This window comes from Croceitalea dokdonensis DOKDO 023, assembly GCF_001306415.1.
GTDB lineage: Bacteria > Bacteroidota > Bacteroidia > Flavobacteriales > Flavobacteriaceae > Croceitalea > Croceitalea dokdonensis.
Map to the genome: position 1 here is coordinate 704,328 of NZ_LDJX01000001.1, position 21,838 is coordinate 726,165.

General features: G+C 41.9%; 23 protein-coding genes. 17 read left to right on the top strand and 6 right to left on the bottom strand.

The annotated features are described in order from the left end of the window. A complete protein-coding gene (locus I595_RS03055; protein WP_054557901.1) occupies positions 1-1,734 on the top strand; it encodes a sodium:solute symporter family protein in 1,734 nt (577 codons plus the stop codon). Between the two features lie 243 nt (positions 1,735-1,977). Next, positions 1,978-2,448, top strand: coding sequence for a hypothetical protein (locus tag I595_RS03060; protein WP_054557902.1), 471 nt, complete (start codon positions 1,978-1,980; stop codon positions 2,446-2,448). 7 nt (positions 2,449-2,455) lie between these two features. Here the strand turns inward: I595_RS03060 and I595_RS03065 are convergent, their stop codons facing one another. Next, positions 2,456-3,301: a DUF2911 domain-containing protein gene (locus I595_RS03065; RefSeq protein WP_054557903.1), complete on the bottom strand. Its 846-nt coding sequence runs from the start codon at positions 3,299-3,301 to the stop codon at positions 2,456-2,458. Between the two features lie 94 nt (positions 3,302-3,395). Continuing rightward, complete coding sequence (locus I595_RS03070) at positions 3,396-4,541, bottom strand: T9SS C-terminal target domain-containing protein (protein ID WP_157449631.1); 1,146 nt, start codon at positions 4,539-4,541, stop codon at positions 3,396-3,398. A 176-nt stretch (positions 4,542-4,717) separates the two neighbouring features. Here I595_RS03070 and I595_RS03075 point away from each other — a divergent pair, with 176 nt between their 5' ends. The 8 genes from I595_RS03075 (at position 4,718) to I595_RS03110 (ending at position 12,608) form a co-directional block, all read left to right on the top strand. Further along, positions 4,718-5,218 (top strand): SRPBCC family protein, encoded by a 501-nt coding sequence (locus I595_RS03075; RefSeq protein WP_054557905.1) that lies wholly within the window; start codon positions 4,718-4,720, stop codon positions 5,216-5,218. Continuing rightward, positions 5,218-5,910, top strand: coding sequence for an SDR family NAD(P)-dependent oxidoreductase (locus I595_RS03080; RefSeq protein ID WP_054557906.1), 693 nt, complete (start codon positions 5,218-5,220; stop codon positions 5,908-5,910). Before I595_RS03075 ends, I595_RS03080 begins: the two co-directional genes overlap by 1 nt. 3 nt (positions 5,911-5,913) lie before the next feature. Beyond that, positions 5,914-7,218 (top strand): cryptochrome/photolyase family protein, encoded by a 1,305-nt coding sequence (locus tag I595_RS03085; protein WP_054557907.1) that lies wholly within the window; start codon positions 5,914-5,916, stop codon positions 7,216-7,218. Next, a complete protein-coding gene (locus tag I595_RS03090; protein WP_054557908.1) occupies positions 7,218-8,690 on the top strand; it encodes a cryptochrome/deoxyribodipyrimidine photo-lyase family protein in 1,473 nt (490 codons plus the stop codon). Before I595_RS03085 ends, I595_RS03090 begins: the two co-directional genes overlap by 1 nt. 89 nt (positions 8,691-8,779) lie before the next feature. Continuing rightward, entirely contained in the window at positions 8,780-10,207 is a 1,428-nt protein-coding gene (locus I595_RS03095) for an amidohydrolase (RefSeq protein WP_054557909.1), read from the top strand. Between the two features lie 6 nt (positions 10,208-10,213). After that, complete coding sequence (locus I595_RS03100; RefSeq protein ID WP_083467469.1) at positions 10,214-10,462, top strand: Lacal_2735 family protein; 249 nt, start codon at positions 10,214-10,216, stop codon at positions 10,460-10,462. Between the two features lie 4 nt (positions 10,463-10,466). After that, entirely contained in the window at positions 10,467-11,468 is a 1,002-nt protein-coding gene (locus I595_RS03105; protein WP_054557910.1) for a pirin family protein, read from the top strand. 12 nt (positions 11,469-11,480) lie between these two features. After that, the gene (locus tag I595_RS03110; RefSeq protein WP_054557911.1) at positions 11,481-12,608 is read left to right on the top strand and encodes a serine hydrolase domain-containing protein; all 1,128 of its coding nucleotides are present in this window, start codon (positions 11,481-11,483) and stop codon (positions 12,606-12,608) included. 392 nt (positions 12,609-13,000) lie between these two features. On the opposite strand, the gene I595_RS03115 is transcribed toward I595_RS03110, so the two are convergent. Further along, entirely contained in the window at positions 13,001-13,561 is a 561-nt protein-coding gene (locus I595_RS03115) for a hypothetical protein (protein ID WP_157449632.1), read from the bottom strand. 326 nt (positions 13,562-13,887) lie between these two features. On the opposite strand from I595_RS03115, the gene I595_RS03125 reads away from it, so the two are divergent. The 4 genes from I595_RS03125 to I595_RS03140 all read left to right on the top strand — a co-directional run bounded on the left by I595_RS03125 (position 13,888) and on the right by I595_RS03140 (position 15,794). Then, a complete protein-coding gene (locus I595_RS03125) occupies positions 13,888-14,268 on the top strand; it encodes a hypothetical protein (protein WP_054557914.1) in 381 nt (126 codons plus the stop codon). After that, positions 14,256-14,636 (top strand): DoxX family protein, encoded by a 381-nt coding sequence (locus tag I595_RS03130; protein WP_054557915.1) that lies wholly within the window; start codon positions 14,256-14,258, stop codon positions 14,634-14,636. Before I595_RS03125 ends, I595_RS03130 begins: the two co-directional genes overlap by 13 nt. 298 nt (positions 14,637-14,934) lie before the next feature. Further along, positions 14,935-15,360 carry a BLUF domain-containing protein gene (locus tag I595_RS03135; RefSeq protein WP_054557916.1) on the top strand — a complete coding sequence of 142 codons (426 nt, stop codon included), beginning with the start codon at positions 14,935-14,937 and terminating at the stop codon, positions 15,358-15,360. A 5-nt stretch (positions 15,361-15,365) separates the two neighbouring features. After that, on the top strand, positions 15,366-15,794 hold the full coding sequence (locus I595_RS03140) for a hypothetical protein (protein ID WP_054557917.1): 429 nt from the start codon (positions 15,366-15,368) through the stop codon (positions 15,792-15,794). Here the strand turns inward: I595_RS03140 and murA are convergent. The 3 genes from murA to I595_RS03155 form a co-directional block, all read right to left on the bottom strand. After that, a complete protein-coding gene (gene murA / locus I595_RS03145; protein WP_054557918.1) occupies positions 15,775-17,082 on the bottom strand; it encodes a UDP-N-acetylglucosamine 1-carboxyvinyltransferase in 1,308 nt (435 codons plus the stop codon). The two genes, I595_RS03140 and murA, sit on opposite strands and share 20 nt — an antisense overlap. Before the next feature lie 17 nt (positions 17,083-17,099). Then, positions 17,100-17,759, bottom strand: coding sequence for a DUF4290 domain-containing protein (locus tag I595_RS03150; protein WP_054557919.1), 660 nt, complete (start codon positions 17,757-17,759; stop codon positions 17,100-17,102). Positions 17,760-17,925: 166 nt separating this feature from the next. Beyond that, positions 17,926-18,213 (bottom strand): DUF493 family protein, encoded by a 288-nt coding sequence (locus I595_RS03155; RefSeq protein ID WP_054557920.1) that lies wholly within the window; start codon positions 18,211-18,213, stop codon positions 17,926-17,928. Between the two features lie 89 nt (positions 18,214-18,302). Here I595_RS03155 and I595_RS03160 point away from each other — a divergent pair, with 89 nt between their 5' ends. Genes I595_RS03160 through fmt form a run of 3 tightly spaced genes read left to right on the top strand, consistent with a single transcriptional unit; the run spans position 18,303 to position 21,731 of the window. Further along, positions 18,303-18,872 (top strand): AAA family ATPase, encoded by a 570-nt coding sequence (locus I595_RS03160; protein WP_054557921.1) that lies wholly within the window; start codon positions 18,303-18,305, stop codon positions 18,870-18,872. Then, the gene (locus I595_RS03165) at positions 18,869-20,773 is read left to right on the top strand and encodes a RecQ family ATP-dependent DNA helicase (protein WP_054557922.1); all 1,905 of its coding nucleotides are present in this window, start codon (positions 18,869-18,871) and stop codon (positions 20,771-20,773) included. Before I595_RS03160 ends, I595_RS03165 begins: the two co-directional genes overlap by 4 nt. After that, the gene (gene fmt, locus I595_RS03170; RefSeq protein WP_054557923.1) at positions 20,751-21,731 is read left to right on the top strand and encodes a methionyl-tRNA formyltransferase; all 981 of its coding nucleotides are present in this window, start codon (positions 20,751-20,753) and stop codon (positions 21,729-21,731) included. The genes I595_RS03165 and fmt overlap by 23 nt, the downstream gene beginning before the upstream one ends. Positions 21,732-21,838 lie beyond the last annotated feature (107 nt).

Sequence of the window (21,838 nt, forward strand, 5' to 3'; positions counted from 1 at the left end):
ATGGCCCTATTAGACTGGATTATTTTAGGTGGCACCTTATTTTTTATTGTTGCCTTTGGGGTTTGGAAAACCAAAGGTAGCGCCAATGTGGATGACTATGTAAAAGGAGGGAGCGATGCACAGTGGTGGACCATAGGCTTGTCGGTCATGGCCACCCAGGCAAGTGCCATCACCTTTTTGTCCACTCCTGGCCAAGCTTTTCATGACGGTATGGGTTTTGTCCAGTTTTATTTTGGACTCCCACTGGCCATGATCGTCATTTGTTTGGTCTTTATCCCCATCTACCATAAACAAAAGGTCTTTACGGCATACGAACTATTGGAAAATAGGTTTGACCTTAAGACAAGGACCCTAACGGCCATCCTGTTTTTAATTCAACGTGGACTTGCAGCGGGCATCACAATTTTTGCACCTTCCATAATTCTATCCGCTATTTTGGGATGGAACTTATGGACCCTAAATATCATTATTGGCGTTCTGGTTATCATATACACCGTTTCAGGAGGTACAAAGGCGGTAAGTGTTACCCAAAAGCAACAAATGTTCATAATCATGGTAGGCATGTTTTTTGCTTTCTTTTTTATCCTCGGTAGTCTGCCTACGGACATTACATTTGGCGAGGCATTAAAGATTGCCGGTGCCAATGATAAACTGAATATTTTAAACTTTGAGCTAGACCCAACAAACCGCTACACCTTTTGGAGTGGCATCACCGGTGGGTTTTTCTTGGCATTGGCCTATTTTGGCACTGATCAAAGCCAGGTACAACGCTATTTATCTGGACGTTCCATTAGGGAAAGTCAATTAGGCCTCATATTTAACGGTATTCTTAAAATACCTATGCAGTTTTTTATCTTATTGGTAGGTGTAATGGTCTTTGTTTTTTACCAGTATAACGCCGCCCCCTTAAATTTTAATCCTGCTGCTACCGAAGCAGTCATGGATTCCAAATTGGCAGAAGACTATGAGCTTCTTGTCAAGGGCCACGAAAAATTGGAGCAACAAAAAAGAATGGCACAGAACGATTATTCGGAAGCCTTAAAATTAAAAGATTACAATGCAATTGAGCAGGCAAAATTAAATGTGGTTGCTGTTAATAAAGAGGAACGCATCAACAGGGAAGCTGCAAAAGCCTTGATCAGCGAGGCCAATGAAATTGTGGAGACCAATGATAAAGATTACGTTTTTATCCACTTTATCTTAAACAACCTGCCTCGGGGGCTTATTGGGTTATTACTGGCCGTAATCCTTTCTGCAGCCATGTCTTCCACAGCGTCCGAATTAAATGCATTGGGCACTATTACCGCTTTAGATTTGTACAAAAGAAACAAGAAAGGGGAATTTACCCAAAAGCATTATGTAAGCGCCACCAAATGGTTTACCCTTATTTGGGGAATAGTAGCCATAGGCATTGCCTGCGTGGCCAACCTCTTTGATAATTTAATTCAACTAGTAAATATCATAGGTTCCATTTTTTATGGAAATGTGCTTGGTATTTTTTTATTGGCTTTTTTCTTTACCTATGTAAAAGGGAATGCCGTATTTATTGCAGCGATCATTACACAAATCATCATCCTGATTCTTTATTTTACCTTGATTTTTCCCTACGACAGTGGTGAAGAAAAGCTGGGATACCTTTGGTTGAACCTGATAGGCTGTTTGTTGGCCATTGTCATTGCCCTGTTCATGGAATCTTTTGATAGGACCTTACGAAATCCTCCAGTAGACGTATAATACAACATAGCAAGTGCTATACTTTTTTGCCAGGTGCTTTTATTGAGCTGCCATTCTGCTGTTGGGACTACCCTAAACAAAGACATTACATGACTTTATCACACATTCCCTTAACTACGCCCTAGCTCGTTTTTTGCCTATGCCACGTTCACTAAAAAGGGGATATTGGGTCTAACATATTAAAACCACGGTTTACAGGGATTCCGTATGCAGCTTAGCATGCTACTTTAGCCAAAAAAAGACATGGTAAGATGTTGTTTGGTAATTATGGTAATTCTGTTGGGAGCTTGTGAAACCGTTTCCAAAAAACCCAAAACAAAACCCGCGGTAAAAAATCTTACGTCCTTTGATAAGGTGGACGTTATTCCCAAACCTGCAATTCTTAACGATTCCTTGAGTGCAAGTTTCGTGAAGCTCATCAATAGGCATCAAGACCAATTTGTGGTTTCAAAAGTGGTCATCACTAGCCCAGACTGGTCCAATAGTTTTAATGAGCATGGTCATGTCGAGTCAAGATATAGGACGGTATCTGCCTTTAGCACATCGGCCAATAACCAGTGCCTCCTTAAAGAACTTGTTTTACAAGAGGAGTATCAGCAGGGAGCTTTTAAGGCCCCAAAGGTAATAGAGGAAAAACCTTGGAAGCTTTTTGACTGCAGATTGCGTCAAAAAAGAAACCCCGGCACAGTGGCCGGGGTCAATCTTAAAGAGTAAATGCCAATTACTTGGCGCCCCACTCCTTTAACGAATCGTTGTTCATTTTAACATAGTCCATATTACCGGCCTCCGTAGCACCCGCCAAAGACTTTTTGGCAGCGGCAATAGCTCCTTTTTTGTCCCCAGCTTTTGCCAATATCAAAGACTGCTGCCTTAATTGCCAATATCTTGGTGATTCCGTCATGGACATGGCCTTATCCATCCATTCTTTGGCTTTGTTGATGTCTTTTCCAGCATCAGCGTAATACACCGCAGCAGCGTAATAATCTCCCGCACCTGGCCCTGACATAACACGATCGATATTTTTGGTAACCTCAGCGTCAGTACCTACCGTAAAAGGAACTGCGACGTAAGTGTTTTCCCAAAGAATACCTAGATGCGCACTGGAATTGGTTAACTCATCAATGGTAATGGTAAAGGTCTCTACGGGCATTTCCATCTTCATTACAGGAACGGTAGTTGTAGCCACGATTTTACTTTCATCCCAATTGCTGGGCACACCGCCTCCTTGGGTATCTGTATAGAAGAATACTTCCCAATTAGCGGCATTTGGCTTCGTGAAAATAGAATAGGTTCCGGCTTTTACGTCTTGTCCTGCAATCTGGACGTCCTTGTCAAATGAAATTTTAGTGTAGGCATTAGCTCCTGTTCTCCAAAGTTTTCCGAAGGGCACTAAATCTCCAAATATTGTACGACCTCGCATAGAAGGTCTTGAATAATCTACCATGACCTCTGTAAGGCCAACGGTCTGCCAGATTTTGGCTGCTGGACTTGGTTGTGGCGTTGTAAGCTGTGCTTGGCCTGCCATACTCACTAATACGGCACAAACCAACAAAGTTAATTTTCTCATTTTCAATGTGTTGTTTAAGAATTTGTTCAATGGCAAAGCTAGCAAGAAACCACGATGACAAATGTTAACAAATGTTTAAAGCAATAGGCGGGATTTAATCCTTAAAAAACGGTGCGGAAATAATACCATCCCCAACCAAAAAGAAACTTAGAAAATACAAGGATTGTTGCAAGTAGGAAATGTCCAAAGGTGTTTGGGTGATATCTTCTAGGGGAACATAGGTGATTAGTTTACCGCTATTGGTAAACACCCCCATCCCGGTTATTGGCGTGTCTATGTTTAGATTGTAGTTTAACTGTTGGGCCCCAAAGCTTTTATAGACAATTAAACCCTCGGGGAATTCCCCAGGAGGCAAAGGGTTCTCCTCCCCCTCTTCTACCACCTCACGGTCCAACGGGAATTTAAATACCCTTGCCAAGGAATTGACCAAAGGTGGATTGGTAAACTGCTCCGAACTGATATAAAACTGTCCCTCCGAATCTTGTGCAATGGCCTCTACTTGGGCAAAACCAATGTTTAGATTGGTTTTTGTCTGAATTCCTGAAAATATTGAGGTGGAACCCACATCAGTGACCTGAACAAAAAATGGGGCTAAAAATTGTGAGTAGCCTACTAAAAATAAGGTATTCGTTGACTCATTAAACGTGGCACCTGTGACCAAGCCATCTACCTGATAGCTATCCAAACGCTCTGCTAGGAAGGCACCAGGAAGCTTTGGTATCTTATAAGCTACGGTACCCTGTTGTTGCCACTGCTTGGTAAGGATAATGAGATCATCACCTAAACTAAAAAATGCTTCCGCATCAAAATCACTGTCTTGCTGGGTCTCAAAAGAAGTTTGGTCCTCATAAAGGAATACAATTTCCTCTGCGCTAACCTCATCGGAGATATCATAATCTGCCTTTGCTATTCTCAGCACCCTTAAATCTTGCCGATCACCGTTATTGTTGCCAAAATCCCCTATATAAATAAAACTCTCGTCCTGCGCCAAGTCTTCCCAGTCCTTATTACTATGATTTGTGATGCGGACCGTTCTGGTAATGGCCAGAGTAAGGGTATCCAGCTCATACAACTCTGGCAGGTTACCAGAATCATTATGGGTAATTAATTTGCCGTTGTAAACAAGTAACCCAGATGTCTCCATTAGGGACTGCGGCAGGGTGCCAATTTCCAAAACCTCTGTTTGTGAGTGGCCCAAAAACATGTGCAAACCAAAAAATATCACCAATACATGCCTCACTGGATATTTAATTTATAGGGTAAAACTACAACAACCTAGGCTTATTCCCGAGGATTATAGGGTATGGGGCACAAATTATCGGCTAAGCAGAATATTGGGGCAGTCCCTTAATTTTTGTTTAACTTATTTAATTTTTTATTCAACATTATTGCAAGTATCTTTGTTAAAACGACTAGATGCAGTTATACCAATTAAACTCCAAACAGGGATTGGCCATCGGCAAAAAAGAAGCGTGGGAGTTTCTGAGCAGTCCAAAAAACCTGAAGGAAATAACACCGGAACACATGGGGTTCCATATTTTGTCCGGTGCGGAAAGACCGATGTTTCCCGGCCAGATCATCCAATATAAAGTAAGTCCTTTCCCAGGTTTTACCACAAAATGGGTGTCGGAAATTACCCATGTAGATTATGGCAACTATTTTGTTGACGTTCAACTGTTTGGACCTTATGCCCTTTGGCACCACAAACATTTCATAAACGAAATAGATGGAGGGGTAGAAATGGAAGATGTGATCGATTACAAAATTCCATTTGGCCTTCTTGGTCAATTGGCCCATCCACTCATCGTTAAAAAACAATTGAATCAAATATTTGCATTTAGGGAAGCCAAACTCAGCGAGCGTTTTGGTGACCTGCCGGGCTACAAAAATTCCTTAGAAATAAAATCCATTACATAATGAAAAAAAATATCCTTTTGATTGGAGGGTCTCACGGCATTGGTTTTGAAATGGCAAAAGTCCTACAAAACGACTTTGAGGTATACATTGCCTCCAGAACACAAGAAGAATTACATCAATTGAACGTAACGCATATTCCCTTTGATGCTACAACAGACGAATTGGACACCGCCTTGCTACCTGAAGAGCTGCACGGTTTTGCATACTGTCCAGGAAGCATCAACCTAAAGCCTTTAAAAATGCTTTCCATGGAGGTGTTTAGACAAGAGATGGAACTAAATTTTTTCTCCTTGGTGAATGTGGTGAAAACCATCATCCCAAAAATGGTCGAGGGGTCTAGCATGGTATTTTTTAGCACGGTCGCCGTAGGTACCGGTATGCCGTTCCATACCAGCGTGGCCGCGGCCAAAGGAGCAATTGAGGGCTTTGCCAAGTCGTTGGCTGCAGAATATGCACCAAAAGTACGCGTAAACTGTATTGCTCCCTCCTTGGTGGATACCACATTGGCAGGTCGTTTATTGAACAATGACAAGAAAAAAGAGATGATGTCTAGCCGCCACCCTCTGAAACGCGTTGGTGAAGCACAGGACATCGCCAATTTGGCCGTCTTTTTACTAAGTGATAAAAGCAGCTGGGTCACAGGGCAAATTATGGGTGTTGATGGTGGAATGTCTACCTTAAACGTATCCTAAGTGATGGCAAGAACGGTTTCCATTTTTTGGTTTAGACGGGACTTGCGATTAGACGACAACGTGGGCCTATATCACGCCCTAAAGGGAAAACATCCCGTAATTCCCATTTTTATATTTGATAAGGATATTTTGGACAAACTGCCCAAAAATGATGCAAGGGTAAGTTTTTTGCATACACAGCTTAGTGACCTGAGCCAAGAACTACAGACCATGAATATGTGCGGAATAGCAGGATTTCATGGGAGGCCAAAAAGCGTTTTTGGGCAATTGCTCACGCAGTATGATATTGACACGGTATACACCAATCATGATTATGAACCGTACGCAAGGGAACGGGACAAGGAAATACAGCAATTACTGGACTCCAAGGGAATTGCCTTTAAAACATTTAAGGATCAAGTCATCTTTGAAAAAAACGATATCGTCAAAAACGATGGTAATCCTTATGTAGTCTACACTCCTTTTAAAAACAAGTGGAAGGAGTTATTTAACCCGGCCACGGATTTGGTGATGCACGACCCCAATCTAAAAAATGTTTACCAAGAAGGTACTTTTACGTTACCCAGCCTTGCGGCTATGGGGTTTGAACCTTCAGAAATTAAAGTGCCAGACTACAGCGTTACCAGGGAACTGATTCAAAATTATGAGGCTACGCGTAATTTTCCAGCCAAAGAGCAGGGTACCTCCAGATTGGGGCCACACCTTAGGTTTGGTACCGTTTCCGTTCGTAAAATGGTTAAAAAGGCCATTCAAGAAAAGAATGAGGTATTTTGGAGCGAACTTATTTGGCGCGAATTTTTTATGCAAATCCTTTGGCATTTTCCACACACTAGAGAAAGGGCCTTTAAACCCAAATATGACCGTATTGAATGGCGAAACAACGAAGCCGAGTTCGAGAAATGGAAAAATGGCCAAACTGGTTACGCCTTGGTAGACGCTGGTATGCGGGAGCTCAACACAACCGGGTATATGCACAACAGGGTTCGGATGTTGGTGGCGAGTTTTTTGTGCAAGCACCTGCTCATAGATTGGCGCTGGGGTGAGGCTTACTTTGCTGAAAAATTATTGGACTATGATATGAGTGCTAACGTTGGGAATTGGCAATGGGCCGCCGGCAGTGGTGTTGATGCGGCTCCTTACTTCAGGATTTTTAACCCAATGACCCAGATCGATAAGTTTGACAAACAAAAAGAGTACATTCATAAATGGGTTCCAGAGCTCCAGGAACTCACCTATCCCGCTAAAATGGTAGACCATAAAATGGCCCGCGAACGCTGTTTGGACACCTACAAGAAAGCACTGGCCTAATGGTTGTAGTTTGGTTAAAAAGGGACCTAAGGTTGTTGGATCATGAGCCGTTGATACATGCCATTTCTTCTGGGCAAAAGATTCTTCTACTGTACAATTTTGAGCCTCTTTGGACCACAGATTCCCATTATAGCCCAAGGCACATCCGGTTTATCAAACAAAGTTTGGCAGATATGCAGCGCCAATTGGCACCCTACAACACCAAAATACTCATTGTTGGCCAGGAGATGGTTACCGTATGGAAGAAGCTTCATCAACTCCGTACGATCAAGCTGTTACTTTCCTATCAAGAAACCGGAATGAAAATCACTTACGACCGAGACAAAGCCGTAGCCAAATGGTGCAGGACAAATGGGGTACAATGGAAGCAGAGCGTCCAAAATGGGGTGTTTAGGGGCCTTAGTAACCGTAGCAAATGGAAGGATAACTGGGTAGCCTTTATCAACGAACCTGTTGGGGTTCCCAAGATGAAAGATGGAAACTTTATCCCATTACAGGAAATCCAAACCTTTTTTGAACCTGAATTTAACAGGCCATCCCTAGCGGTGACATCCAATAAAAATATGCAGCACGGCGGAACTGCCTACGCGGTTAAATATTTAAATTCCTTTTTGACCGAACGCATCACAGGATATAATACTTATTATTCAAAACCTGCAACTTCGCGTTTGTACAGTAGCAGATTGTCTCCGTACATTGCTTGGGGAAACCTGTCTGTACGTCAAGTCTGTCAATATGCCGCACAGCATAAGGCCAAAGTCAACAAACGTAATTTAAGCTCATTTTTGTCCCGTATGCGCTGGCAGGCACATTTCATCCAAAAATTTGAAATGGAAGGGGACATGGAATTTAAAAGTGTCAACAAGGGCTACCATAAGCTTGTAAAACCAAAAAATCCAGCGCTGCAAAAAGCTTGGCGCCAAGGCAATACGGGTTTGCCCTTGGTAGATGCGGCCATGCGTTGTTTGCTTACAACAGGCTTTGTTAATTTTAGGCTTAGGGCCATGCTGGCCTCCTTTTTTACCCATCTGCTCTGGCAGCCGTGGCAGGATTGTACCGAACATCTGGCCCAAAATTTCCTTGATTTTGAACCGGGAATCCATTTTCCACAGTTGAATATGCAATCTGGGGAAACAGGTGTCAATACCATACGAATCTATAATCCCATTAAAAATGGTAAGGAGCACGACCCAGAAGGAACTTTTATCAAAAAATGGGTTCCAGAACTGGAAAAACTGCCTTTAAAATACATCCATGAACCTTGGAAGATACCAGCCATGGAAAAAACATTTCTCAATTTTGAACTAGGGCGGGACTATCCCGGGCCCATCGTAGACATAGCGTCCATGAGAAAGTACGCAAGTGATACATTGTACGCCTACAAAAAAAATCCTTTGAGTAAAACGGAAAGCATTAGAATTGTACATACCCATACCCTTCCAGGCAGGCCAGTTTGGGACCAGCATGATTAGGGATTATCCGACCAAGAAAAAACGGTATTCCCCGATCGTGTAAGTTTGGCTATATTTAAGGAATAATACCAACGCAAAAAGCACATAAAATGAAAAAAACATGCCTTTTCTTCCTCCTTGCCCTTATCGGCTTCACGGTAAGTGCACAAAAAATGACCAAGAACAAAAATGCCGTTGTTGCCTCTGTTGAAAAACACAAAGAAGCCTTGATAAAAATAAGTGACTCTATTTGGGCATTGGCGGAAACCGCTTTCAACGAAAGTGAATCTTCAAGAATTTTGGCAGATTATGCAGAAAAAAATGGCCTAAAGGTAACCCGGGGCGTGGCAGATATACCAACGGCCTTTACGGCAACTTATGGTTCCGGTAGCCCCGTCATCAGTATTTTGGGAGAGTTTGATGCACTCCCAGGGATTTCCCAAAAGGCCACGCCCGTAAAAGAACCCCTAAAGCCAGGTGCTGCTGGCCACGGCTGCGGACATAATATGTTCGGCACGGCAAGTTTAGGGTCTGCCATAGCTATAAAGGAATTGATGGATGCAGGTAAGATAAAGGGAACGGTAAAGTTTTTGGGAACCCCTGCGGAAGAAAAATATTTTGCCAAAGTTTGGATGGTAAAAGCGGGCCTTTGGGACGATGTTGACGTAAACATCAGTTGGCACCCCGGTTCCAGTATAGAGGCGGACGTCCAGAGTGGATTGTCCCTTATAGATTTTATCGTGGAGTTCTATGGCCAGACCGCCCATGCCTCCGCAGACCCATGGAATGGTAGAAGCGCCTCTGACGCGCTTGAACTTTATACTACGGGCATTAATTACTACCGTGAGCATATTTTACCAAGTTCAAGGATACATTACCATATCCAAGATGGCGGTCAGGTGGTTAATGTGGTTCCGGACTATGCCAAATTATGGGTACGGGTGAGAGACCCAAAAAGAAAGGTGATGTTACCTACCTACGAGCGGGTGAAAGCCATGGCAGAAGGTGCTGCGATCATGGCAAATGTTGATTATAAAATTTCGTTGGTTTCAGGCATTTATGAAACCTTGGTCAATAGAACGGGAGGAGCCATTATGCAGAAGAATTTAGAATTGCTGGGGCCTATCTCGTATACGGAGGAAGAAACCATTTTTGGCAAGGCAATACAAAAAGCCACTGGAAAACCAGAGATTGGAATGGACAGCAATATCTATCCGTTAAGGGAAACCTTAGATACCCCAGGAGGAGGTTCAACCGATGTGGGCGATGTGAGCTGGAACGTACCCAATATAAATTTAGGGGTCACGGTTGCACCAAAAGACACGCCATGGCACTCTTGGGCCGTTGTTGCCTGTGGTGGGATGAGCATAGGACATAAAGGTATGGTATATGCCTCCAAGGCCATGGCTATGACCATGGTAGACTTATTTGAAAACCAAAAATTGATTGATGAGGTTACCAAAGAGTTTAAGACCAGAAAAGGGGACGAAGTCTATGAACCAATGATTGACGGCCCTCCACCGATTGGAGACAATTAACGGATAATGCCTGCTAAGAACTCCATTGTGCTGTTCTTCAAGGTCTTGGCGCATCCATTTAACCCAAAACAAAAACAAATTGCTATGTTCGGATTATTTAAAAAGAAAACAGAGGTAGAAAAACTACAAGAAAAATACCAAAAACTGATGAAAGAGGCTTTTGACCTTTCTAAGGTGAACCGCAGTGAAGGTGATAAAAAGTATGCCGAAGCGGATGCAGTTCAGAAAAAAATTGAAGAATTGACCGGAAAGTAAGCGCATGAAAGCGGCAATACGTCAAATTTTTGAACTTGGTTTTCCTTGGCAAACCCAAGACCCATTTCTTTTTTGTGTCTATCATTTGGACCATTATCCAAAAGGTAACGGCCAACTTGGTCCAGACGCAGCACTGTTAAAGGGGCGAAACCTTGGCAATGACTTCACCAAGAAAGAGGGTTGGCGTATGTACCATGGCAGTGCCATTCCCGGTTTTCCCTGCCATCCACATCGCGGTTTCGAAACCATTACCGCGGTCAATAAAGGTTATTGTGACCATTCTGATTCGTTGGGTGCAGCGGGAAGGTTTGGAGAAGGTGATGTGCAATGGATGACGGCAGGCCGCGGCGTGCAGCATTCAGAAATGTTTCCATTGATACATGAACATAAAGACAACACCTTGGAGCTATTCCAGATTTGGCTCAACTTACCCAAGCAAGCCAAATTTGTGGAACCCCATTTTAAGATGCTGTGGCATGAGGATATTCCCCTTGTGACCAAGGGGCAAGCAAGGGTTAAGATCATCGCTGGAAATTATGGTGGTTACCAAGGTGTGGCCCCAGCCCCAAATTCCTGGGCGGCCCAACCCAAAAACAACGTGGCTATCTGGAATATCAAAATAGCGCCATATGGTAAATTTCTGCTGCCAAAAACAGACATGGAAGTAGATAGAACCCTATATTTTTATGAAGGTTCCCATATTGAGATAGCAGATGAGCCCATAGTCCCCAACCATGGTATAGATTTGAATGCTGCGATGGACACCGAGATAAGGGCAGGTGAAACAGAAGCGCATATACTCCTATTACAGGGTAGGCCCATAAAGGAACCCGTAGCAAAATACGGGCCTTTTGTCATGAACACGGAGTTAGAAATCCAGCAAGCTATGGATGAGTATAAACTAACCCAGTTTGGAGGTTGGCCTTGGCCCTACCCAGATAACGTTCATCAAAAGGAAAAAGGAAGGTTTGCAAAATATCCGGATGGTACCGTTGTGGTTAAATGATATGTGTTTAACATGAAATATAAAAACCACATTCACAGCAACCAATATAGCCTTAGAACCCTATGGTTATTTTTGGGGATGCTCGGCTTTGTAGCTGTGGTCATAGGGCAGAACCCCCAACACTATAATGGGCGTATTTCTGTCTTTTTAGATACCCTACAACAACAAAACTTTAACGGCACCATACTGGTGGCCCATAACGACTCCGTTATCCAAAACCGCGCCTATGGATTTTCAAATTTTGAACATGCCGTAAGCATTAAACCGGAAACCAAATTCAATCTCGCCTCCATTACCAAGATGTTTACCGCTGTGGGCATCCTTAAGCTGGTAGATACGGGAAAATTAAAACTAAATGATACGGTTGGTATGTACCTTCCCCAATATGCCAATGACACCATACGCAATTCATGTACCATACATCATTTACTTACCCATACCAGTGGGCTCGGAAATTTTTACGTCGACAAAGCTTTTACCTCATTTGATAAATCTAAACTGAACACCACGGCAGATTTTCTTGCCCTTTTTGAACAGCTCCCCTTGCAATTTTTTCCGGGCAGCAAGTATGCCTATGGAGCCAGCGGATTTGTGGTATTGGGTTTAATTATAGAGGCAGTTACCGGCCTGCCTTATGACGAATATATGCAAGAAGAAGTGTTTCAGATAGCAGAAATGACCAATACCAAAGCTTTTCCCATTGACAAGGTGGTAGCCAATAAAGCGGATGGCTACACCAGCTTGTTTGGGGACAATGAAGAATTTACCCACAATACTGGGTATTTATCCAAAGCATCACCTGGTGGTTTTTATTATTCCACTGCCAAGGATTTATTTGAATTTTCCAAACACCTAAGAAACAATACTTTTTTTTCAAAGGAAATTTTAAATGCAATGTGTACACCTCATATACAGGGGTATTATACGCAGCTTGGGTATGCTGTTTCTGTTGATACTAGATTTAACCAAACCATTATAGGGCATAGTGGAGGCTGGTATGGGGTGCAAACAGAACTAATGGATTTTACAAAAGATCATTATACTGTAATTATTTTATCTAATGTGGATACGGCAGAATCAAAAGGTACGGTGATGGTGTCCCAGTTTTTTAAAAATTTAATTGCGGGAAAACCACTTTAACCCATTGTGCATTTTGATGAAAATTCGTCAATTCGAATGATTTTTTGATACAAAGTATCGGAAAAAAGTATCGAGAATCAGAATTTTAGCATTAAACCTTGTTCTCGATACTTTTTCTTCCAGAAAAAACTCGAACTGACGGTTTTAAATCTAAAAAGCATTCAAAATGCACAACGGGTTAATTCTAAATTTTAATAAAGCGCACACTCATGCCAGCTTCTCATTTATGGCCATAAATAGCTTGAGAAAATAATAAAGTGATCGCATAAAAACCGAGTTAATTTAGGCATATAAAACTTTGCCCCTAATAGTGCTGCAGATAGGAAAACGTGATAGGAAAATCCCAAGAAAACCATAGTTTTTACTTCGTGTATCGGTTTAGGCGACAAATTTTAACCCGCGTTTGTTTTAATAAATTTTCGAGTATCAAAATCTTTGGTTTCAATGTAAATGGTATCAGCAATAATGGTTGCCCTATAGGTCCGTTTCCCTTTGAGCGGTACAATATCCCAAATTTCGTTTTCCTGTGGTGAGATACCGGGAGCGTCTTGTACCGTATAAAATTCCAGCTTGGAAGCATCTAACATAAATGTAAATCCTTTAGAATCAATTTTTAAATCTTCTACTATGGAATGAAAATAGCCCGGCAGGTATCCTTCACGAGCCTCATCAAAATCATCAGTTGTACCAATGAAATATAATTTACTATTATAAAAACTAAGATACTGGTTTTCGGTTACCATGTTTTTCTGCATGTAGTAGTTAGCGTTTTTAGGCAGTTGTATCAAAACTGAATCGTCAACTTTCTCGTTTCTTTCATGCATCTGCGTCGCTGTTCCTGCTTTGGTATTTATTGTTTTTTTGACGGTGTCCTTTTGTATTATTTCACAAGAAATAAAGAGTAAGCAAAAAAGGGAGGTACTGGATAAAAATATCTTTTTAAATGTATTCATTTTGTGAAAATTCTGGTTTTGGATAAAGATAGTATCCAAAATAACCAACACTTGCACGGAATACAGGGAACTTTTGCAAAACCTAAGGAAAATAACCTCTTTTTACCTCACCCTAGCCAACGTAATCAAAAAAGTTATGATTATTCATGGTTAAGGTCATTTGTTCCACATAGGGAAAGGAACAGTTGATCAGGCTGTAGGTTAAATACCGTTTTTGACGAAGATTTATAAAAAATATAAATCCTTTTAGGCAATGGCCAGCAGTTAGCCCAAAACAAACTAATTTTACATATGATGCAGTTAAATGAATTAAGTGGACATCCATTATGAAAACAACACTACAGCTCGCGGCAATTTATAATATACTTTGGGGTGCTTGGGTTGTCTTATTCCCAAATCACTTTTTTGATTTAGTTGGCATGGAGCCCTTAAACCATCCCATGGTTTGGCAGGGAATGGGGATGGTCATTGGTGTTTACGGTCTTGGCTATTGGTGGGCATCTTATAACCCGTTAAAACATTGGCCCATTGTGGCTGTTGGCTTTCTGGGAAAGCTGTTTGGACCCATAGGCTTTATTCTAAATTACATCAATGGAGACGTACCCTTTGAGTTTATTTATACGCTAATTACCAATGATTTTATCTGGTGGGTGCCATTCTTCCTTATTCTCAGGAATGTCCATCAGAAAACAAAATGGAAACTGTGACGCTAAAAAAATACCTGAGGGCTATTTTGGCTGGCTTTATGGTCATTGCTGGTGTCAACCATTTTTTGCAACCCGAATTCTATATCCCCTTAATTCCGGATTACCTGCCATTTCCTGGTGCCATAAATAGTGTTTCCGGTAGCTTGGAATTCTTATTTGGATGCCTTTTGATATGGGAACGCTACAGACTGTTCGCTGCGTACGGCCTTATCGCTTTACTGCTATTATTCATTCCCTCCCATACCTATTTTATCTCTTTGGGCAGTTGTATTCCCCAAGGGTTATGTACGGCAGCTTGGGTAAGCTGGACAAGATTGATATTAGTACATCCCCTTTTGCTATTTTGGGTCTGGTATGTTCGCGAGTAAATCCCAACCAAGCCACCTCCATAAACCTTACATAACCGTATGATGTAAACTATAAACAGGGTACCTAAAACCTAGATTGTTGTATACGTCTTATGGCTTGGCACTCTGTTTTAAAAATAATTTGTTTAATAGTTTTACTACTTCAATTAAACTTGAGTCTTAAAAACACCCTTTATAAAAGCCCAATATTATTGATTTTCTAAAAGGACAATAGGATTTCAAATATCTTTTGTCGTTTTTTTAGCATTAAACAAAATTTGATTTATATTTAGTCACAAACAAAATCAACTTTAAATTTATGCATTCGCTCGTTTACCGTTCGGTTGCCGATACTGCCTTTATTTTACCTGAAATCTACAGCATGCTGAGCAAGGCAAAAGAGTATAATTCCGAACATCAAATTACTGGCTGTCTTTTATACCACAATTCTAGTTTTTTACAGCTTTTGGAAGGAGAGGAGCAAGAGGTTCATCAGCTTTTTGACAAAATTTCCAAAGACGCTAGACACCATAACGTGACTATTATCCAAGAAGAAGCGAGGGAAAAACGTTTATTTGAGAGGTGGAGTATGGCTTTTCATGATTACGGTCAAAACGGAATGTCTGCACATTTAAAAATGCAGCAAATAGATTCTTTTGTTACCAACTCTAAGGTCTTTACAGTGAAAAATGGACTGGTCTTGCCATTCTTTTCTAACGCCAAGGAAATTTTGTTTTCAAACTAACCCCATTGCTTACGCATCTCCCACTATTGTTCGATTTTGGTACTTTGGTATTGATTTGGCTGGTACAACTGGTCATATACCCAAGTTTTGGCCACTATCAAGTCCCTAATTTAAAGCGGTGGCACACCACCTATACCTTGCGGGTAACGTTTATTGTTTTGCCCTTGCTTTTTGGCCAGCTTATTTGCACAGGATACTTAATCTATCAAGAATATACCTTGCTTTTGTTGTTAAAAATGTTAGGGATTATTGGGGCATGGGCACTCACTTTTGGGATATTTGTACCACTTCACGGAAAAGTAGAGGGCAGCGGTGACCAAGTAATTAAGACCATCACAAAACAATTGGTGATTAAAAATTGGTGGAGAACCACCTTATGGACCTTAGCTTTTATTTTGGAACTTTTAAGGCAACTTATACCCGGTCTATCTTAGCTCCTATGGCCCTTAACCGTCCATCTATATTTTCATAGCCTCGATCAATCTGTTCAATATTATGGATGGTGGATGTTCCTCTTGCCGAAAGTGCCGCTATCAACAAGGACACCCCGGCGCGAATATCCGGTGAGGTCATTACCGTTGCTTTAAGGGTAGATTGAAAATTGTGGCCAATGACCGTAGCACGGTGCGGATCGCACAATATTATCTTCGCCCCCATATCCAGCAATTTATCCACAAAGAACAGTCGGCTTTCAAACATTTTTTGGTGAATCACCACCTCGCCTTTTGCTTGTGTTGCCACAACCAACAGTATACTGAGGAGGTCTGGTGTGAGCCCTGGCCATGGCGCATCTGCAATGGTTAAAATACTGCCGTCAATATAATTCTGTACTTGGTACCCTTTGTCATGCCTTGGGATGTGGATATCATCATTCTGCCGTTCCACGGTAATGCCCAGTTTTTCAAAGGCAAGGGGAATTTGCCCCAAATCGTCCCAACTCACATTTTTAATGGTAAGCTCGCTTTTGGTCATTGCGGCCAGACCGATCCAACTGCCAATTTCAATCATATCAGGAAGCATTGTATGCTCGGTCCCACCAAGGCTGTCCACCCCTTCTATGTGTAAAAGGTTGGAGCCAATACCCGAAATCTTTGCGCCCATACGCACGAGCATCTTGCAAAGTTGTTGCAAATAAGGTTCACACGCTGCATTGTAAATGGTGGTCTTCCCTTCTGCAAGCACGGCGGCCATTACAATATTGGCAGTTCCGGTTACGGAAGCTTCATCCAAAAGCATATACGTACCCACCAATTTTTTGGCTTCCACACCATAGAAATACTCTTCCCTATTGTATCTAAATGTTGCACCTAGTTTTATAAAACCTTCAAAATGGGTATCCAACCTACGGCGACCTATTTTATCACCGCCGGGCTTAGGGATATACCCTTTGCCAAAACGGGACAATAGCGGCCCTACCAGCATTATAGAACCTCTTAACCCACGGCCATCCTGTTTAAACTGATCGGATTGTAGGTAATCCAGGTTCACATCATCTGCCTTAAAGGTGTAAGAACCAGGGCCTTTTTTTTGGATTTTAACCCCTAAATCTTCCAATAAATCAATCAATTTATTGACATCAACAATATCAGGGATGTTGTTAATGGTCACTTTTTCTGGCGTTAACAAAACTGCACAAAGTATTTGCAGGGCTTCGTTCTTTGCCCCTTGTGGAGTGATTTCACCTGTTAATTGATGGCCTCCCTCTATTCTAAATGTTCCCATGAAAAAATGGTCAGGTATTAATATCGCTTCTTACCACGATTTTGGTTGCGATTGTTCTTTTTACCGTTATTGTTACCGGTGCGGTTACCCTTTTGGATACGATTCTTTAAAAACTGATTACTATCGGTAAGGGATTCACCATCCGGTGCCAAATCAATTTCACCGTTACTCAATTCCTTGAGGTGTTTAAAGATGGCGCTATCCTCAACGGTATCCTTGTTCCAGTTCAGGTAACACTTTTTCATGTGGTTGGCAATGGCATATTCCAGACCGTCCCGTAAATCACCCTTTTCCCATTTAATGGCAACATCGATCATTCTTTTAATGTTGTTCCCATAGAATCTATACTTGGGAAAGTTTTGGGGGTACTCCAATGGTTCCGGCCGTTGGCGCAATACCTCCTTGGATGTAATGGGGAAAGGAGAGTCTACATCCAACTTAAAATCGGACATGATAAACAATTGATCCCAAAGTTTATGCTGAAAATCTGGCACGTCCCGTAAATGGGGTTGTAAATTGCCCATTACACTAATAATTGCCTGGGCCACTTTATTGCGTTCTTCCCTATCCTCAATGGAAACCGCATGGTCTACCATTTTTTGGAAGTGCCTCCCGTATTCAGGGATAATAAGTTGTGGTCTTTCTGTATTGTACTCTAAATGTTCTACTAAATTCAATCTGGAAAGTTTATGATTACTGTAAACAAGAAGTAGTTGTTTAACGACCGCAAAATACTAAAATTATACCAGTATGCAGATACTCGGGTTTCAAAATACGTGAAAAAACCATAAAAACAAGCTATTCCATGCTTTCATAGGTTCGTCAGGGAACCTTAAAACAAAACTATAAGGATATTACCCCATCTATGTGAGAAACCTGCTTATACTTTGCGATTACCGCATCAGGGTCCGACATGCTTACAGTTATGGAAACGCTGGTATAGGTGCCCTTTTTGGATTGCTTGGATTCTATGACCGCACCAGCGGTATCAAAAATAGACTTTATCTCTGCAATCTTATCCTTGTCCGTAGGTACAATAAATTTATACAAATAGTTTGATGGCCATGAACTATGTTCCAAAAGTTGGTCCTTTAAACGACTATAAAATACATCTGATTGTTTTTTATCCATCCTGCTGTTTTTCTGCAAAGATACACGCTCAGATTTCATTTTTTAGAGCGGTAGGTATTTCATTACTTTGCAGGATATTCCTAGAATACATGCTGCAAAAACGGATAGTGATTACTGGAGCACCTGGCACGGGAAAAACGGCTGTGATAGACCAGTTAGAAACAGATGGTTTTTTCTGTTTTCATGAGGTGATACGAAAAATGACAGCGGCCGCCAAGGCAGAGGACAACCAAAAGAACCAAGTGACCAACCCCTTGCTTTTTGTGGAAGACCCCATGTTGTTCAACACCAATTTATTAGCCCTTAGAAAGGAAGATTTCCATAAGGCAAAGGAGTATAAGGAACAATCCCTGTTTTTTTATGATCGTGGAATGCCAGATGTTATGGCCTATATGGATTATTTTGGCCAATCCTATCCTCATTGGTTTAGGGAGGTTTGTGAGAAACATTCCTATGATAAAGTGTATGTTATGCCACCATGGTCCGATATTTATAGGAACGACAATGAACGATTGGAAACCTTTGAAGAAGCCAAGGCATTAGATACGTATTTGACCAAAACCTACCAGGCTTTGGGATACCAAGTGATAGTGGTCCCTAAAACCACTATTGAAAAGCGGGTGGAATTTATTCTGAACACTTTGATTGGTAATCCATGACCAAACGGCCAAAAGAGATTTTACAACAATACTGGGGACATTCCTCCTTTAGAGGCTCGCAACAGGAAGTCATTGATGCTGTATTGGAAGGTAAGGACGTGTTGGCCCTGATGCCAACGGGCGGCGGCAAATCCTTATGCTACCAAATTCCGAGCTTGGTCTCCGATGGTATTTGCATTGTGGTATCTCCGTTAGTGGCACTGATACAAAACCAAGTGGCCGAACTTAAGTCCAAGGGCATCAAGGCCATTGCCCTGACAGGAGGCATTAAACCCCATGAAATAAATGACCTTTTGGACAATTGCATGTATGGCAACTACAAGTTTCTCTACCTTTCACCAGAACGGCTGCAACAGCCGGTAATCCAAGAAAGAATTAGGCAGATGCAGGTTAACCTTTTTGCGATTGATGAAGCCCATTGTATCTCCCAATGGGGGCATGATTTTAGGCCTGCTTATTTAAACTGCGCTATTTTACGGGAAATCCATCCAGAAATACCTATGTTGGCCTTAACGGCAACGGCAACACCCCAGGTAAGCAAGGAAATAGAGGATAATTTAGGATTAAGATCTTTGCTTTTAGTAAAAGATTCGTTTGAGCGGAAAAACATTGGACTTAGCGTAGTACAAACAGAGGATAAAAACTATGGCTTACACCAATTGTTCAAAACGGAGGCCGTTAGTGGCATTGTTTATGTAAAAAGCAGGAGAAAAACCTTGGAGCTTGCTTCATTTTTAAATGCAAGGGGAATTAGCGCAGCTGCTTACCATGGTGGAATGTCCAAAAAAGATAAAGAAGAACGTCTAAATGACTGGCTTGCCGAACGGACTCTGGTCATGGTGGCCACAAACGCCTTTGGTATGGGCATAGATAAGCCAAATGTTAGACTGGTGGTACATTTTGAAATACCGGATAGTATAGAGCATTATTTTCAAGAGGCTGGTCGTGCTGGGAGGGACGGGGCGCCTTCCAAAGCCATATTGCTGACCAACGACCATGATACAAAACATACTAAAAGACGGTTTTTGGCATCCTTGCCCAGTATTGGGTTTTTAAAGAAAACCTACCGCCACCTTACCAGTTATTTACAGATTGCCTACGGAGAAGGTAGTGGGGAGATGTACAGTCTAAATTTTAATAAATTCTGCCACAGATATGGGCTAGATGCCTTACTGACCTACAATACCCTGCAAATCTTTGACCGCCAAGGCCTGTTGCAGTTAAACGAGACCTTTCACAAACGCACCACTGTGCATTTTACCATCACCAAAGAAACGTTATTTGGCTATCTGGAAAAAAACAAGGCCATTGCACCCACTGTTTTGGTCCTACTCCGCACCTATGGCGGTGTTTTTGATTTTGAGACCAAAATAGATACGTATTTACTTGCAAAAAAAGTAGGCTGTCCGGAGCTCAACATCCATCAGACCTTGCAAAAACTCTCCGATGATTCCCTAATTGCTTATGAAACAAGTACCAATGATATCAGCTTAACTTTTCTGGTGCCCAGGGAAGATGAAAAGAGTATTTATGTTTTTGCGAAAACCATAACTAACTTTCATCAATTGAAAGTAAAAAAACTGGAGTCCGTATTGGATTACCTTGCGAATACCAAAGAATGCCGTAGCCGCAGCCTGCTGCACTATTTTGGGGAAACTACCAACCACCGTTGTGGTATCTGCGATGTATGCACACGGAAAAGTAAAAATACCGCTACATCAACCGGTCTAAAAGCCATAATTTTACAGCAATTAAAAACAGGGGCAAAGACTTCCCGCATACTCACAGAACTCATAAAACAGCCGCCACAAGTAATAGTTGCAGAATTACAGGGGCTATTGGAGGAGGAAATCATCGCCATCAACCATAAAAACGAATATGTCATCATTGGTAAAAGATAAAGAGTTAAGAATAGTGTACATGGGCACTCCAGACTTTGCGGTTGCAGGCCTAAAGTCACTATTAGCTCACGATTATAAGGTGGTTGGGGTAGTCACCGCAGCAGATAAACCTGCTGGCCGTGGAAGGAAAATTCAGGAATCCGCTATAAAAACCTATGCAAAATCAAAAAAGTTACAGATACTTCAACCTACCAACCTAAAAGATGACGGGTTTTTAGATCAGCTACAAAAGTTAAGGGCCAATCTATTTATCGTTGTAGCTTTTAGAATGCTGCCCAAGGTGGTCTGGCAAATTCCCGAACACGGAACCTTTAACCTACATGCCTCCCTCTTACCGGAATACCGGGGAGCGGCCCCAATCAATTGGGCCATCATCAACGGGGAAAAAGAAACTGGGGTCACCACCTTTTTTATTGATGAAAAAATAGATACCGGCAACATTATCCTACAAAAAAAAGCTCCTATTGCCAGTGATGAAACGGCAGGCAGCCTACACGACAGATTGATGGCCCTTGGGGCGGAAACCATAGTAGAAACGGTAAGACAGATTGACAATGGCAGCGTTTCCGTAACGGAGCAAAGACATTCCAAAGGTTTAAAAAAGGCACCAAAAATCTTTAGGGATACCTGTGCCATAGATTGGCATGCGCCCATGGAGAACATCCATAACCTTATCCGGGGACTGAGTCCTTATCCCGCAGCCTGGTCCACGCTCATACAGGGCAGTTCCCAAATCCATTTTAAATTGTTTAGTGCCGCCAAGTTACCGGCCACGCATGAACATGAAATTGGTAAAGTAATCGTAAAAGACAAAAGCTTAAAGGTTGCAGTAAAAAACGGGTATATAGAATTACTGGAAATTCAACTTGCGGGCAAACGGCGTACCATGGTCAAAGACTTGCTTAACGGGTATCGTATTTCTGAAGGTGCCTATGTACGCTCAACCCAATCACAGTAAAGGCTTGCGTAAAATATAGCTTTGGCGCTGCCTTTATCAACAAACTGCCCAAGTTATCAACAAAACAGCCGTTTTCCCTTGGTTTTACTTGCCTCGCGACGAAATCC